General features: G+C 37.2%; 14 protein-coding genes. 12 read left to right on the plus strand and 2 right to left on the minus strand.

Translation table 11 applies throughout. The annotated features are described in order from the left end of the window. Positions 1–40 precede the first annotated feature (40 nt). Both LUA86_RS11280 and LUA86_RS11285 read right to left on the minus strand, forming a co-directional pair. Positions 41–1213 (minus strand): AraC family transcriptional regulator, encoded by a 1173-nt coding sequence (locus LUA86_RS11280; RefSeq protein WP_231461920.1) that lies wholly within the window; start codon positions 1211–1213, stop codon positions 41–43. 64 nt (positions 1214–1277) lie between these two features. After that, positions 1278–1673, minus strand: coding sequence for a hypothetical protein (locus LUA86_RS11285; RefSeq protein WP_231461922.1), 396 nt, complete (start codon positions 1671–1673; stop codon positions 1278–1280). Positions 1674–2051: 378 nt separating this feature from the next. On the opposite strand from LUA86_RS11285, the gene mraZ reads away from it, so the two are divergent. The 12 genes from mraZ to ftsA all read left to right on the plus strand — a co-directional run bounded on the left by mraZ (position 2052) and on the right by ftsA (position 16636). Further along, a complete protein-coding gene (mraZ, locus tag LUA86_RS11290; RefSeq protein WP_231461924.1) occupies positions 2052–2519 on the plus strand; it encodes a division/cell wall cluster transcriptional repressor MraZ in 468 nt (155 codons plus the stop codon). Continuing rightward, complete coding sequence (gene rsmH / locus LUA86_RS11295; protein ID WP_231461931.1) at positions 2509–3414, plus strand: 16S rRNA (cytosine(1402)-N(4))-methyltransferase RsmH; 906 nt, start codon at positions 2509–2511, stop codon at positions 3412–3414. The genes mraZ and rsmH overlap by 11 nt, the downstream gene beginning before the upstream one ends. Beyond that, positions 3411–3842, plus strand: a complete 432-nt coding sequence (locus LUA86_RS11300; protein ID WP_231461933.1) for an FtsL-like putative cell division protein — start codon at positions 3411–3413, stop codon at positions 3840–3842. The genes rsmH and LUA86_RS11300 overlap by 4 nt, the downstream gene beginning before the upstream one ends. Further along, the gene (locus tag LUA86_RS11305; protein ID WP_231461952.1) at positions 3832–5931 is read left to right on the plus strand and encodes a penicillin-binding protein; all 2100 of its coding nucleotides are present in this window, start codon (positions 3832–3834) and stop codon (positions 5929–5931) included. The genes LUA86_RS11300 and LUA86_RS11305 overlap by 11 nt, the downstream gene beginning before the upstream one ends. A 67-nt stretch (positions 5932–5998) precedes the next feature. Continuing rightward, complete coding sequence (locus tag LUA86_RS11310) at positions 5999–7456, plus strand: UDP-N-acetylmuramoyl-L-alanyl-D-glutamate--2,6-diaminopimelate ligase (protein WP_231461954.1); 1458 nt, start codon at positions 5999–6001, stop codon at positions 7454–7456. Beyond that, positions 7456–8703, plus strand: a complete 1248-nt coding sequence (mraY, locus tag LUA86_RS11315) for a phospho-N-acetylmuramoyl-pentapeptide-transferase (protein ID WP_231461956.1) — start codon at positions 7456–7458, stop codon at positions 8701–8703. Before LUA86_RS11310 ends, mraY begins: the two co-directional genes overlap by 1 nt. A gap of 127 nt (positions 8704–8830) precedes the next feature. After that, positions 8831–10219, plus strand: coding sequence for a UDP-N-acetylmuramoyl-L-alanine--D-glutamate ligase (gene murD / locus LUA86_RS11320; RefSeq protein ID WP_231461963.1), 1389 nt, complete (start codon positions 8831–8833; stop codon positions 10217–10219). Between the two features lie 15 nt (positions 10220–10234). Next, the gene (locus LUA86_RS11325) at positions 10235–11428 is read left to right on the plus strand and encodes an FtsW/RodA/SpoVE family cell cycle protein (protein WP_231461966.1); all 1194 of its coding nucleotides are present in this window, start codon (positions 10235–10237) and stop codon (positions 11426–11428) included. A gap of 131 nt (positions 11429–11559) precedes the next feature. Continuing rightward, positions 11560–12675 (plus strand): undecaprenyldiphospho-muramoylpentapeptide beta-N-acetylglucosaminyltransferase, encoded by a 1116-nt coding sequence (gene murG, locus LUA86_RS11330; RefSeq protein WP_231461968.1) that lies wholly within the window; start codon positions 11560–11562, stop codon positions 12673–12675. A 60-nt stretch (positions 12676–12735) separates the two neighbouring features. Further along, positions 12736–14091 (plus strand): UDP-N-acetylmuramate--L-alanine ligase, encoded by a 1356-nt coding sequence (murC, locus tag LUA86_RS11335; RefSeq protein WP_231461969.1) that lies wholly within the window; start codon positions 12736–12738, stop codon positions 14089–14091. Then, complete coding sequence (locus LUA86_RS11340) at positions 14084–15232, plus strand: cell division protein FtsQ/DivIB (RefSeq protein WP_231461971.1); 1149 nt, start codon at positions 14084–14086, stop codon at positions 15230–15232. The genes murC and LUA86_RS11340 overlap by 8 nt, the downstream gene beginning before the upstream one ends. A gap of 45 nt (positions 15233–15277) precedes the next feature. Beyond that, complete coding sequence (gene ftsA / locus LUA86_RS11345; RefSeq protein ID WP_231461973.1) at positions 15278–16636, plus strand: cell division protein FtsA; 1359 nt, start codon at positions 15278–15280, stop codon at positions 16634–16636. Positions 16637–16731 lie beyond the last annotated feature (95 nt).

Genomic DNA, 16731 nt, shown 5'->3' on the forward strand with positions numbered 1-16731 from the left:
GGAAGTGGTTTTTGTATTGATATTGAAAATCATTACAAAATTATCCGTTTTTAAGTCCTGAAAGATAAGTAGAGGGACTTTTATCCATCACTTTCTTAAAAGCGACGAAGAAGGTGTTTCTTGATGAAAAGCCTGCTTCCAAAGCAATGGCTTCTAAAGTATATTGTTTCCAGTCACCCGAATCAAGGCGTTCCTTTACATATTTAATTCGCAGATGGTTAATATAAGTATTGAAGTTTGACTGGTAGTGGTTGTTAAATAAATCTGAGAGTTTATGATTTGCTACATCCATTTGAGAAGCAAGTTCACTCATCGTTAGGCCAACTTGTTTAAAGGCTTGCCGCTTTATAACATGGTATTCCACCTGCTCAATCAGCTTCTCATCAACCGGTTTCGCCTTTCGTTTTTCTGAAGCGACATTATCTGTCGAAACCTGGATTGAGGGAAAATTGTTATCTTCCTTTTCAAACTTAACCGCGAAACCAAATATCATTTCCGGGTTTAAAAAGAAAGACAGGCTCAGTAAAAGTAAAGTTAAGGCTAGTGTTAAAATCAGCGGACTTCTATGTAACATGAAGTAGGCACTGTTTGCATTGTGTACAATTGCAATATTTAAAGCGAGCATCCCCAGAAATATCAAGGCCAACAGGCTTGAAAAAAGATAGGCCCATTTAATGGTTTTAGTTCTTTTTTGTTTGGCTGCGGTATAAGTGAGTCTTAACTGAAGGAAAGAATAAATGAGTGCTGAAAGCGGAAAAGTAAACCAATGACAGGGCTCTACAATATATTTGCTATTTGAAAATGCGTAATGAACATCTTTTGCCACCCGGTTTACAACAAGCTGCTGTTGCGATAAATCAAGAAAATTATAAGGCATTACCGAAACCAGCGCTGGTATAACAATTAAGAAATGTAAGAGGTGTTTCTTATTAAATTTTCTATAGCTGGGATTTAGTTCTCCTCTTAGGTACAAGTAAAAACATGGGCCAATAGCATAATATAGTGGCAAGCCCTTGTTAAATAAGATTGGATAATGTTGAATATTGCCCGAACCCGTTAAAAGAAATATCATGGCGTACCATGCAGTGCCGCCAATTGCAACAGCTAATAAAGCATTTTGATAATTCTTATCTCGTCCGTATATCCATAAAAGGATTACAACAAGGGATAATATAAAAATTGCACCAATAACGGTTAAAAAAAAGGGATGCAAGAGGCTACATTTAGTTAAGGGATTCCAAAATTAATAATCTAATATATTTTGATGGTTAATATTCCTAATTGCTCTTATTTTTTAAGGCATTGCAACTTTTTAACGCCCAGTAAATAAGTACCGGTTGAAAAAACAGGCGGGCGAATCTTTTGATATCTGTATCCAACCCAAAAGCACTGCGTTTATTGGTGTATTGTGCAATATTACCAGGAAATACTGCTACAAACATTAGCGCTGCCATTACTCCAACATGCTTTTCATATTTTTTTGGTGTTACAATCAAAGCAGCACCCAAGGCAATCTCTCCGATGCCAGATAATACAACGGTATCATCCTTTTTTAGCGGTACCCAATCCGGTACCTGTGCCTGGAAATCCTTTCTGGCAAAAGTTAAATGACCAATACCAGCAAAAATCAATCCTGCACCTAATAAAATCTTTGCGGTCTGTTTCAAATTCATCTTCATTTTAATATAATTATCTGATAATAACATTTATACACAAAATATGTTCGCACAGCTGAAATCTCAAATGTTATGATGTTTATAACATTTCGGCAAAAACGACTGTCATGAAGGTATATTTGTTGCCTTATTAATGGTGGATATTTAGTCGTTGATGATGAAAATAATTTTTAACTGACGAAAAAATCAGGGTCAGCTAACTGGCTTTTTATCAGTCGATAAGCCATTTAATCAATGCTGAAAGGGGTTTTTTAATCCCTGTATTTTAGTCTTCGGTGGGAGAAAAGTGATGTGGAAAACTTTTTTGTGGTAAAAAGTGGTAAAAAGTGGTAGAACTCTTTACTTTTACACTACATAAAAAGTGTAAGCACCGCTATGACTCAACTTTTAGGTGAATTTGATTGTAAACTTGACGCAAAGGGACGCCTTATGGTACCTGCTGCGCTTAAGAAACAATTGCCTGAAAATGAGAAAGATGTATTTATTATTAACCGCGGTTTTGAGAAAAATCTTGTTATTTATCCTAAATCTGTTTGGGATAAAGTGCTTGTTGAAATAGGCAAATTGAATGCTTATGACACAGAGGTTAGGATGTTTATCCGTTCGTTTACTCGTGGTGCAACCGAAATTAATCTTGATGCTGCGGGTCGTGTTTTAATTCCAAAATCGCTTGCAGAATATGCTGGCTTAAGTAGTGATGTTGTTTTAGCTGGTCAGCTGGATAAAATCGAAGTTTGGGATAAAAAATCATACGAAGATATTTTTGATGACGTACCAGAGAATTTTGCTGCATTAGCACAAAAGGTTATGGGTGGAAAGAAAGGAGGCCTTGATGGAGAATAATTACCACATCCCTGTTATGCTTCAGCCCTGTATTGATGGTTTAAATATTAAGCCCGATGGCGTTTATGTTGATGTTACCTTCGGTGGTGGCGGTCATTCTAAAGAAATTTTGAAACATCTTGGTAAAAATGGAAGATTAATTGCTTTCGATCAGGATGCAGATGCGCAGGCAAATATTCCTGCAGATGATCGTTTCATCTTTATCGATCAGAATTTTGGTTTCCTTAAAAATAATTTGCGCTTAAACGGCTTTAAACAGGTTGATGGCATTTTAGCAGATTTAGGCGTTTCTTCTCACCAGTTTGATATTCCTGAACGGGGCTTTTCTATTCGCTTTAACGCAGATTTGGACATGAGGATGGATAAAAACGGACGTTTAACCGCGGCTGAGGTTTTAAATACTTACTCAGAAGATAAGCTTCATAAGATTTTTGGAATATATGGAGAAGTTAAAAATGCTAAATCACTAGCCAGAGCTATTGTAACGACACGTTTAGATTCTCCATTTACAGATATCGATAGTTTTAAATCTGCAATCGCTACATACATCCCGAAAGGAAAAGAGAACAAATATTTAGCGCAGGTATTTCAGGCTTTGAGGATTGAAGTTAATGCTGAAATCCAGGTGTTGGAAAACTTTTTACAGCAAGCGGCTGAGGTTTTAAAGCCAGGTGGTCATTTGGTGGTGATGTCTTATCATTCATTAGAAGATAGGCCTGTAAAAAATTTTATGGCCAAAGGTAAATTTCAGGGCGAGGTTGAAAAAGATTTTTTTGGTAACCAGCAAAAACCATTCAATGTAATTACACGCAAGGCGATAGTTGCTACAGAAGAAGAGATTGCTCAAAATAACCGGGCTCGGAGTGCAAAGTTAAGAATAGCTGAAAAGATATGAACAGGTTTAGAGAAGATGAAGAGGAGTTAGGGCCTGAACCTGAATTAAAGGTAAAGACAGAAAAGGTAAAAACTGAGCGGGTAAAAACTGAAGAAGAGAAAAAATTTGCAGAAACCTTTTTAGGTAAGTTCTTTATAGAAGGTGTAATATCAAAAGAAGCGGCTACAGATGCATTGCCGTTTTTATGCTTTCTGGCTTTTTTAGGGATGATTTATATCGCTAACAGCCATTTTGCAGTAAATAATGTTCGCCGTATTGATAAGCTGAATAAAGAAGTAAAAGAATTAAGGTGGGAATATAAATCGATGAAAGCCGAGTTGATGTTTAAAAGCAAACTAACCGAAGTGGCTAAAAAAGTTGATACACTAGGCATAAAAGAATTAATAGAACCTCCAAAAAAAATAATTGTTAAAAGCGATGAATATTAGAGCAAACATATTGCTTCGTGTATATCTGGCATTTGGCTTAATTGTGCTTTTTGCTTTGGCGGTAGTTTTACGCCTTGGCCAGGTACAATTTGTACAGGGGCATAAATGGAGAGCTATGGCTGATAGTCTTTCCACAAAATATTTACCTGTAGAGGCCACTCGAGGTAACATATATTCAAACGATGGCAGTTTACTGGCAACCTCTGTTCCGGAATATGAATTGCACATGGATATGTTTGCCGGTGGTATCGCAGATGATAAAATTTTTAACGAAAAAGTTGATTCGCTGGCCATTAAGCTTGCAGGTATTTTTCAGGATAAATCTGCAAAAGATTATTCGCGAATGCTTCGTAAAGGTCGTGCGGACAGTGCCCGTTACTTATTAATTCGCCGTAAGGTAAGTTATTCGGATTTAAAAACAGTAAGAACATTTCCTTTGTACAACGTAGGTAAGTTCAGCGGTGGGTTAATCGCTGTGCAGCAAAACAAACGCATTTTGCCTTTTCAGGCATTGGCTGCCCGTACCATTGGATATAAAAATGCCAATGTTAAAAACGGTGTAGGTTTAGAAGGTGCTTATACAAACTACATCAATGGCGAAACCGGTAAAAGGCTAATGCAGCGTATTGCTGGTGGTGTGTATGTTCCGGTAAATGATGAAGAAGAAGTAGCTCCGAAAGATGGTGCCGATATTATTTCTACTATCGATGTTAATATGCAGGATTTAGTTCAAAATGCATTAGAGAAACAATTGATAGCAACTAAAGCAGACCATGGAACGGCTATTTTAATGGAGGTTGAAACAGGAGAAATTAGAGCTGTAGCTAATTTCTCAAAAGTTGAAGAGGGTATTTATAAGGAAAAATTTAACTATGCTATTGCGGGTAATCAAGATCCAGGCTCAACATTTAAGTTAGCCTCGTATATGGCTTTACTTGAAGATAAATTGGTAGATACCAACACAATGATAGGGACAGGTTATTACCAGATTCCTGGAAAATTAATTACAGATTCACACCCAGTAGTCACTTCAGTAACAGTTAAAAGAGCTTTCGAGGAATCTTCAAATGCAGCGATTGCTAAATTGATTAACATGCATTATGGAGCTGATCCAATAAAATTTACAGACCACCTCTATGACTGGCGTTTGAATGAAAAAATGGGTCTCCAAATTCCTGGAGAAGCAATGCCAGTTGTTAAAAATCCAAAAACAAATAAAAGCTGGGGAAAAATGACTTTGCCACAAATGGCTTATGGTTACGAGATGCAGTTAACGCCATTAAAAATGCTTTCTTTTTATAATGCGGTTGCAAATAACGGGAAATATATTGCGCCAATCTTTGTAAAAGAAATCAGAAGATTAGGTAATCCGATTGAGCAGTTTAAAGCAAAAGTAATCAACGAAAAGATATGCTCGGATGAAACCCTTAGCAAAATGAGAAAAATGCTCGAAGGTGTGGTAACTGAAGGTAGTGGAAAGCAGATTGTTTACAACCCACTTTATAAAATCGCAGGTAAAACAGGTACTGCTCAGGTTGCTGACGCCAATAAAGGTTATAAGGCCAACAGACAATATCAGGCATCTTTTGTAGGATATTTCCCTGCTGATAAGCCAAAATATTCGATGATTGTGGTGATTAACGACCCGAAAGGTGCTTATTACGGTGCTTTGGTTTCGGGACCGGTATTCAGAGAAATAGCTGACAGAATTTACGCCAGCGACATGCAAATGTATAACGATGTGCCAACGAGGTTGGTAGGTAATACAGGCAATCCGCCAACAAAAGCCGGACAAAGTAAAGCAACTCAAAAAGTTTACAAAGCATTTGGTTTTAAACCACTTTTTGCTTCTAAATCTGAATATTACAATACAATAGATACCAGTGCAGGAACAATTTTCCAGGAAAACAGCGAGCGTAAAGGTGTTATGCCGAATGTATCAGGAATGGGATTAAAGGATGCGCTTTATCTTTTAGGTAACGCAGGTTTAAAGACCAGGGTTTCAGGTTCTGGAAAAGTTATCAGGCAATCCGTACAGGCAGGTGTGAAGGTTAGCAAAGGATTATTGGTAGATATACAATTAGATTAAAATATAAGACTGATTGGGATTTCAGGACTTTGAGTCCACAGATTTCAATCATTCAAAAATAAAATATATGCAATTACAGGATTTATTATATGGTGTAACGATTAAAGAATTGGTTGGCAAAACCGATAGGGAAATTGCTGCACTTAATTTTGATTCGCGTAAAGTTGCTAAAGATGATGTGTTTTTTGCAATCGTTGGCACGGCGGCAGATGGTCATCAGTATATTAGTCAAACGGTATCTCAGGGTGCAGCAGTTATCATCTGCGAAAACCTGCCGGAAATTGAAGATTACAGTGTTACCTATGTTAAAGTAGATAATACTTCAGTTGCTTTGGGCATTATGGCGGGCAATTTTTACGGTAATCCGTCAAAAGAACTTAAGCTAGTAGGCATTACCGGTACCAACGGTAAAACAACAATTGCTACAATATTATATAAGCTGTTTAAAGATTTAGGTTACAAAACCGGCTTAATTTCTACGGTTGAAAATTTCGTGAATAATACAGTTGTTCCATCTACACATACTACTCCAAACCCGGTCGCATTAAATCATTTGTTAAAAGATATGGTAGATGCGGGCTGCGATTATTGTTTTATGGAAGTAAGCTCCCATGCAGTTTCGCAGCACAGAATTGAGGGTTTAACCTTTTCGGGGGGAGTGTTTTCTAACCTTACGCATGACCATTTAGATTTTCACAAAACTTTCGATGCTTATTTAAAGGCAAAGAAAACATTTTTCGACATGCTGCCTAAATCTGCTTTTGCATTAACCAATATTGATGATAAAAACGGTATGGTGATGTTGCAAAATACCAAAGCTCATAAAAAAACCTATGCGCTTAAACAACTTGCCGATTTTAAAGCTAAAATAGTTGAAAACGGTTTCGCTGGTTTGCATTTGGATATTGATAATGAAGATGTTTATTTCAAATTAATCGGTTCGTTCAACGCCTATAATTTACTGGCGGTTTATGGTACAGCAATTTTATTAGAGCAAGATAAATTAAAGGTTTTAACACTTTTAAGCCGTTTAACCGGGGCTGAAGGTCGTTTTGATTATATCGTTTCTGATGATAAAATAATCGGAATTGTTGATTATGCACATACTCCGGATGCTGTACAAAATGTCTTGAATACCATTGCTGACATTAGAAAGGGAAATGAACAGGTGATTACTGTTATAGGTTGCGGTGGCGACAGAGATAAAACCAAGCGACCAATAATGGCTCAGGTTGCCTGTGATTGGAGCGATAAAGTTATCCTTACTTCCGATAATCCACGTACTGAAAATCCGCAAAGCATAATTGATGATATGGAAGTTGGTGTTTCGCCAAGTAACAAACGTAAAACCTTATCCATTTTGGATAGAAAGGAAGCTATAAAAACGGCTTGCCATTTAGCACAAAGCGGAGATATTATTTTGATTGCCGGAAAAGGACACGAAAAATACCAGGAAATAAATGGTGTGAGAAACCACTTTGATGATAAGGAAATATTACTTGAACAATTTAACCCTCGCCGCTAATGTTATATTTATTATTCGAATACCTGCATAAGCATTACGATATTCCTGGATTAAGGTTGTTTCAGTACATTACTTTCCGTGCCTCTGTTTCCATTATTTTATCGCTGATTATCACAACTGTTTACGGTCGTAGATTAATTGATTACCTGCACACTAAACAAGTTGGCGAAACGGTAAGAAATTTAGGGCTTGAAGGCCAAATGCAAAAACAAGGTACGCCTACTATGGGTGGAATCATTATTCTGCTTGGTATTTTAATTCCAACATTGTTATTTGCAAACATCGCAAACGTGTATGTTATCCTAATGATTATTACCACCATCTGGATGGGAGCAATTGGTTTTCTGGATGATTACATCAAGGTTTTTAAAAAAAATAAAGAAGGTTTAGCCGGAAGATTTAAAGTTGTTGGTCAGGTGGGTTTGGGTATAATTGTAGGTTGTACCATGTATTTTCACCCGAATATTGTGGTTCGCCAAACGGTTAAAGATGATGTAAAAAATACCTCTTCTGTGCCAATGGTGTTGCGCCAAAAAGGAGAAACCTTTTACTATACGCAGGATGTTAAATCAACCAAAACCAATATTCCCTTTTATAAAAATAATGAGTTTGATTATGCCAAAGTACTTAAGTTTTTAGGACCGGGATATGAAAAATATGCATTTCTGGTATTCTTAGCTTTTACTGTATTTATCATTACCGCGGTATCAAATGGAGCAAATATTACCGATGGTATTGATGGGCTTGCCACTGGTACATCGGCCGTTATTGGTACAACCCTGGGTATTTTAGCCTACGTTTCCGGAAATACCGGCTTCGCAGATTATCTGAACATTATGTACATCCCAAATTCGGGCGAGCTGATGATTTTTGCCGGTGCATTTGTAGGTGCTTGTGTTGGCTTTCTTTGGTATAACTCTTATCCGGCTCAGGTTTTTATGGGCGATACCGGCAGTTTAGCCATCGGTGGAATTATCGCTTCTTTCGCGATTATGATTCGTAAAGAACTTTTGATTCCAATCCTTTGTGGTGTGTTTTTGATAGAACTGGTTTCAGTAATTATGCAGGTGTCTTATTTTAAATACACAAAAAAGAAATTTGGCGAAGGCCGGAGGATTTTCCTGATGTCGCCTTTGCATCACCATTACCAGAAAAAGGGCTATCACGAAGCAAAAATTGTTACCCGCTTCTGGATTATAGGCATTATGCTCGCAATCATGACGATTGTAACCTTGAAGTTGAGATAGGGATTAAGTGGGAAGTACAGAGTTGAAAGTAAAAAGTTAAAAGTTGAAAGTAGAAAGTACAAAGTAATAAGTCGAAAGTAAAAAGTCTATCTAAGGTGTCTTAGGTGGTTTAATAAAAGAATTAAAAATGAGCACTAATCAAAATACAACCAATACTAGTCCCTCAGCAATGGCAGGGCTGGGTCGTGTTGTAATTTTGGGTGCAGGCGAAAGCGGAGTTGGTGCAGCTAAACTTGCCCAACAGCAAGGTTTCGATGTTTTTGTTTCAGATTTTGGTGCTATTGCTGATAAATATAAAACCGAGCTTGAAAAGTTAGCTGTACCATTTGAATCGGAACAGCATACAGAAGAACTTATTTTAAATGCAAATCAGGTGATCAAAAGCCCCGGCATTCCACCTTCGGCGCCAATTATTAAAAAATTGGTTGCATCAGGCATTCCGGTTATTTCTGAGATTGAATTTGCAAAGCGATATACTAAAGCTAAAACCGTTTGCATTACCGGTTCAAACGGTAAATCGACGACCAGTTTACTTACTTATCACATCTTAAAAAATGCAGGTTTAAATGTTGGCTTAGCAGGTAACATCGGACAAAGTTTTGCAGCACAAGTTGCAACAGAAAATTTCGATTGGTATGTGTTGGAGATTTCAAGCTTTATGCTTGATGATATGTTTGATTTTAAAGCTGATATAGCTGTTTTGCTGAACATCACACCCGACCATTTAGACAGATACGATTACAAGCTTGAAAATTATGCTGCCTCCAAAATGCGCATCATTCAAAATCAATCCACTGCAGATACATTTATTTACTGCGCTGATGATGAGGAAACATTAAAGGCATTACAGAGCGTACAACCACTCGCTAAAACCTACACTTTTTCTATTATTAATGAGGTAGAAAACGGTGCTGATTTAGTAAATAATACAATACACATACACATTGAACCAAATAACGAACTAGCCATGTCTATTACAGAATTAGCCTTACAAGGCAAGCATAACATTTACAACTCTATGGCTTCGGGCATTGTAGCTAAAGTTTTAGAGTTAAGAAATGATTCTATTCGTGAGAGTATGGGCAATTTCAAAAATATTGAACACCGCCTTGAGCATGTGGCCAAAATCTCTGGAATTGATTTCATCAACGATAGTAAAGCAACTAATGTTAATTCTACATGGTATGCTTTAGAAAGCATGACAACTGATGTGGTTTTGATAATGGGTGGCGTAGATAAAGGCAATGATTACAGCATGCTTAAAGATTTGGTTAAAAGCAAAGTGAAAGCGATTGTATGTTTAGGTAAAGATAATAAACGTATTCACGATGCTTTTGAAGATGATGTGGAAGTTATTGTAAATACTTTCTCAGCTGAGGAAGCCGCACAAATTGCTTTCCACCTTGCAAAACGTGGCGATGCTGTTTTATTATCGCCGGCATGTGCAAGCTTCGATTTGTTCAAAAATTATGAAGACCGCGGCAATCAGTTTAAAGCGGCAGTAAAAGAATTATAGAAGGAGGTTAACGGTATGTTGCAAGCTCTACTAAATAAAACAAAAGGCGATAGATGGATTTGGTTAATCATCATCCTGCTTTCGCTAATATCTGTAATGGCTGTTTACAGCGCTACAGGTACATTGGCATACAAAAAAGGTGAAGCAGTAGAAAAGCTTTTATTAACAAAACACTTAATTTTTGTTTTGCTGGGTATTGGAATGATTTACATTTCTCACTTATTAGATTATAGGTATTACGCCGGCATATCCAAAATTTTGATGATTGTAACCATACCATTATTGTTATACACTTTAATATTTGGTACAAATTTAAATGATGCATCGCGTTGGGTTAAAATTCCGGTTATTGGCTTAACCTTTCAAACCTCCGATTTAGCTAAACTGGCTTTGATAACCTTTTTAGCCCGAATGCTCACCAAAAAGCAGGAAAATATCAAGGATTTAAAAGAGTCTTTTATTCCGATTATGGCTTCGGTTTGTTCGGTTTTTGTTTTAATTGCCCTGGCAAATATGTCAACCGCTTTAATGCTTTTTGGCGTAAGTATTTTGCTTTTAATTATTGGCAGAATTAGCATCAAGCAAATCTCTATTGTTTGTGCAGGTGGTTTGGTCTTATTATTACTTGTTGGGTTTTTAGGTCCGAGGAGTGAAACTTATAAATCGCGTATTAAAACATTTTTGCATCCGGAATTGGTGCATTCTGATAAAAGTTTTCAAGCCGACCAGGCAAAAATTGCTTTGGCAACCGGCGGTGTTTTTGGTAAAGGACCAGGTAACAGCACACAGCGTAATTTCCTTCCACACCCTTACTCTGATTTTATTTTTGCCATTATTATTGAAGAATGGGGAACGTTAGGGGGAATTGTGATTATGATGCTTTACCTGGTGCTTTTATATCGATGTATAAAAATTGTAACCAAGGCGCCCAAAGCATTCGGCGCTTTACTTGCCGCAGGCTTAAGCTTTAGTTTAACCATTCAGGCCTTTGCAAACATGGCGGTAGCAGTTGGTTTAGGTCCGGTAACAGGTGTTCCATTACCATTAGTAAGTATGGGTGGTACATCGATGATATTTACAAGTGTGGCCTTTGGAATTATATTAAGCGTTAGCCGCGATGTTGAAGAGAACGTTTTAGGTAAAGCAACACCCGATAAAGAAAAAATAAGCAATAAGGTTATTGTTGGAGAAATCCCAGCGATGGGTTAAAGGAAAGTCGTCAATGCGAGGAAGCATAACGACCCAATTTGTAGAAATATTAATAAAAAAATAAATAGAAAGAGATTGCTTCGTGCTTTGCAATGACGGAACAGTAATCTTAAAATAATTAAATATAACAAATGAATAATTCCCCAAAAATTATCATATCAGGAGGTGGCACAGGCGGGCACATTTTTCCCGCCGTTGCCATTGCCAATGCGCTAAAACGCATTGTACCTGCTTGTGAAATTTTATTTGTGGGTGCAAACGGACGGATGGAAATGGAAAAAGTTCCTGCTGCCGGATATAAAATTGTAGGCTTAAACATTAGTGGTATTCAACGTGGCTCTATTATGAAAAACCTGGCTTTGCCCTTTAAGGTTTTAGGTAGTGTAAGCAAAGCGATGCAATTGATTAATGATTTTAAGCCCGATGCTGTAGTAGGCGTGGGTGGTTATGCATCCGGACCTTTGTTGTATGCGGCATCGTTAAAAGGGATTCCTTATTTAATACAGGAGCAAAATTCTTACGCAGGTGTAACCAACAAATGGTTAGGTAAAAAGGCTTCAAAAATATGTGTTGCATTTGATGACATGGATGCTTTCTTTCCGGCAGACAGGATTTTGAAAACCGGAAATCCGGTAAGGGGAGAAGTGGTGGATATTAAAGGAAAGCATTATTCAGGTGCTGAGCTTTTAAAACTCGATCCGCAGAAAAAAACCATATTAATAACCGGCGGAAGTTTAGGTGCCGGAACTTTAAATAAGGCGATTGAAAAGCATTTACCGGAAATCCTAGCACAAGATGTTCAGGTAATCTGGCAAACGGGTAAGTTTTATTATAAAGGCATTATCGAACGCCTGGGTTTAAACTATCATCCAAATGTGAGGATTTTAGAGTTTTTAAACAGAATGGATTTAGCTTACGCTGCTGCAGATTTAATTATCAGCAGGGCTGGCGCAGGAACCATAGCCGAGCTTTGTATGATTAAGAAACCGGTGATTTTGGTGCCATCGCCAAATGTTGCAGAAGATCATCAAACAAAAAATGCTTTAGCGCTCGTAAAAAATAATGCTGCAATGCTTATAAACGACCGTTCTGCTGAAGATACTTTAGTAACAGAAGCTTTAAAGCTATTAAATGATAAAGAAAATAGCGAAATACTGGCGAACAATATAGGGAAGATGGCGCTGCCAATGGCAGATGAAATTATTGCTAAAGAAGTATTAAAACTGATAAAAGAAACAAGGAATTAAGAATCACATTTATAACATCTAATTGTTGTAAGTGGTTATTCAAAAAACATAAATCAAAGCATGGAATTAAGTAAAATAAATAGGGTTTATTTCGTAGGTATCGGTGGCATCGGTATGAGTGCGCTTGCCCGTTATTTTGCTAAACGAGGTTTAACTGTTTGTGGTTATGATAAAACCAAAACCAAGCTAACCGAAACTTTGGAACTTGAAGGTATTTCAATTTCCTATTTAGATGAAATTTCCACTTTACCCTCTTCATTTTTAAATAAGAACGATGATAGTTTGGTGGTTTACACACCTGCAATTCCTAAACATTCAGAAATATTAAATCATTTCATTGATAAGGGTTTCAGCTTAAAAAAACGTTCTGAAGTTTTAGGCATTATCAGCAAGGGTATGTTTTGTATTGCTGTTGCCGGTACGCATGGTAAAACAACTACCTCATCAATAGTAGCGCATTTATTAAAAGATACTGGCTATGATTGTACTGCTTTTTTAGGTGGCATTACCAGTAACTATAACAGCAACGTATTATTTGGAAACAATAATGTTGTGGTTGTAGAGGCCGATGAATATGACAGGTCTTTCCTAACCTTGCATCCTGATGTAGCGGTAATCACTTCTATGGATGCCGACCATTTAGATATTTATGGCGATAAAAGCCAATTGGAAGAATCTTTCCATTTGTTTGCTGGTCAGTTAAAACCAAATGGCATTTTGTTCGCTCACGAAGGTTTACCATTAGATAATTCTATTAGTTATGCAGTAAGTAATTCTGCAACAGCAAGAGCAGAAAATTTAAGGGTTGAAGGACACAAGTTCGTGTTTGATTATGCAGATGAGCATCATACAATTAAGGATTTAAGCCTGATGTTGCCAGGAAAACACAATGTGGCCAATACAACTGTGGCCATCGCAATTGCTTTAAAACTTGGTATTGATGCTGAAAAGATTAAAGCAGCCGTGGCAAATTTTAAAGGTGTGAAACGTCGTTTCGAGTATATTGTAAACAACAATCATCAGATTTATATTGATGATTATGCGCATCATCCTGAAGAATTAAAAGCCTGCTTCGATGCCGTTAGGCAATTATATCCTGAAAAAAAACTGACAGTAATTTTTCAGCCCCACTTATTTACCAGAACAAGAGATTTTGCTGATGAATTTGCAAAGGTTTTATCTACCGCAGATGAATTACTGCTTTTACACATTTATCCTGCAAGGGAATTACCGATCGAAGGCATAGATGCATCTTTTTTATTAAGCAAAATCAGCTTAGAAAATAAAAAGATAATTGAAAAAGATGCGGTAGTTAACTATATAAAAAATACAAATCCCGAGCTGATTTTAACTGTTGGCGCAGGCGATGTTGATACTTTAATTGAACCAATAAAAAACACTTTAACCAATGTTTAATCGGACAAACTGGAGCACAATTTTTACTGGGTTTGCCTGGCTTGTAGGCTTGGTAGGCGTTGTGGTGCTTTTAAGTTTTATTAATGTTAAAAAGCAAACGGTTAAATGTACAAACGTTAAAATATTAATTCCGGGCGCTGATAATTTTATTGAGAGAGAAGAAGTAGACCAGATTTTACGTGAAGATCAGGGCGTTTTAGTCGGCAGAAATTTAGAGCAGATTAACATTCATCAGATAGAAAAGAAACTTCAGGCTAACCCATACATAGGCTTTGCAAAGGTTTTTGTAGATATGGATGGAGTGCTGAATATCGAGATTAAGCAGCGTCAGCCGGTTTTAAGAATTTTAAATAATAGCGGCCAGGATTTTTATATTGATAATGATGGACTGAAAATGCCGATTTCGCCAAACTTTACAGCCAATGTACTTGTTGCTACAGGCAATATCCAGGAAGTATTTGGTACAAGGGTTGATACTTTGAGAACCCAGATGGCTAGAGATTTATACAAAACGGCTCAGTACATGAAAAGAGATACCCTTTGGGATAACCAAATCGAACAAATTACAGTGGATTTAAAAAATGATATCGAACTTATTCCAAGGGTGGGTAACCAACGTATCATTTTAGGTAATGCCGATTCGCTAGATATCAAGATGAAAAATCTTTTGATTTTTTATAAAAAAGCGATGCCTCAGGTTGGCTGGGAAACCTACCGTACCATCAATATAAAATATACGAACCAAATTATCTGCGAAAAACGTGATTCGTCGTTAATCGCAAAGCAGGCTAGAAAACTAACCGCAGTTGATAGTTTAAGCATTAGTAGAAAAGTTGCAGATTCTTTAGTAAGAGCCGCAATCGGCAAATCGATGGCTGATGATGCGGACGAGCGTACAGATGAACAGAAACAAACCACTGCAGCCTCAAAGCCAATTGCAACAAAACCCGAGCCTGCTAAAACTGTAATTAAAAAAGAGCCTGAAAAGGAAAAACCAAAAGTGATTGCAAAACCTGAGGTTAAAAAAGCAGAGCCTAAGAAAGAAGAAGTTAAAAAGACTACAACTGTAAAGCCTGTGGTAACTACGAAACCAAAAACTGATGCAAATCAGAAAACGAATAAAGAGAAAAAAAACAAATAGATCCCTTAGAAAAACATTATATAAAACTCAACAAAATTAACGAATATGGACAAGGCAAAACATACTAGTCAGTCTCCAATTGTAGTAGGCCTGGATATCGGCACTACAAAAATTTGTGTTATTGTAGGCCGCAGAACACAGCATGGTAAAATTGAAGTATTAGGAATCGGCAAAGCCGAATCGGCAGGTGTAACGAGGGGTGTGGTTTCTAATATTCAGAAAACCGTGCAAGGTATTATGCAGGCAGTTGAAATCGCCAGCGGGCAATCGAATGTAGAAATTCAGGTTGTTAACGTTGGTATTGCGGGGCAGCACATTAAAAGTTTGCAGCACCGTGGTATTTTAACCAGAAGGGAATTAAATAACGAAATCGGTAAAAAAGATATCGATAAGTTAATTGATGATATGTTTAAACTGGTTATGCCTCCGGGCGAAGAAATTATTCATGTTTTGCCACAAGAATTTACTATTGATAATGAGCCGGGAATTAAAGATCCTATCGGGATGGCTGGAGTGCGCCTTGAAGCTAACTTCCACATCATTTCTGGTCAGGTAACGGCGGTAAAAAACATTATTAAATGTGTTAATAATGCAGGTTTGCAAACTCAGGATTTAATTCTTGAGCCTTTAGCTTCTTCAGAATCGGTGTTGAGCGATGAAGAAAAAGAAGCGGGTATTGCACTTGTTGATATTGGTGGTGGTACAACAGATATCGCAATTTTTCACGAAGGTATCATCCGTCATACAGCAGTTATTCCTTTCGGTGGAAACAGCGTTACCGAAGATATCAGAGAGGGTTGTTCCGTTATGCGTAACCAGGCCGAATTGTTAAAAACACGTTTCGGTTCTGCTTTGGCCGAAGAGAATAAGGAAAATGAAATTATTTGTGTTCCCGGATTAAGAGGTAGAGAGCCTAAAGAAATTTCTGTAAAAAACTTGGCTTATGTTATCCAGGCTAGAATGGAAGAAATTATTGAGCATGTTTATTACGAAATCAAATCTTCAGGATACGAGAAAAAATTGATTGGTGGTATTGTAATAACCGGTGGTGGTGCTTTACTTAAACATTTATCTCAGGCGGTTGAGTATGTAACAGGTTTAGATTGCCGTATTGGTTACCCAAATGAGCATTTATCTAAATATGAGGATATGCCAAAAACCATTTATGACGATTTAAAAAGCCCGATGTATGCAACCAGTGTGGGTTTATTAATCAAGGGTATTCAAAGAGCCGAAGAGCAGGAAATAGAAATTAGAAAAGGTACGGTTATCGTTGATAAATCGAAACCAATTAAAGAAAAAGCCAAAAGCGGACCAGGTTTGTTCGATAAACTGCTAGGTAAAGCTAGAATTTTCATCCAGGATGATATGGATGTAAGTGATGAAGATTACTTGAAAGGTTAATTTTTTTCAACATGCAAAGAGTTTTCCACATTATGCACACTTGTGGAAAACGTCTGTTGAAAAAGTGTTAATATTACATGGAGTAATGAACAGAA

Origin of the sequence: Pedobacter sp. Leaf132 (assembly GCF_920984695.1) — a bacterium.
Lineage (GTDB): Bacteria > Bacteroidota > Bacteroidia > Sphingobacteriales > Sphingobacteriaceae > Pedobacter.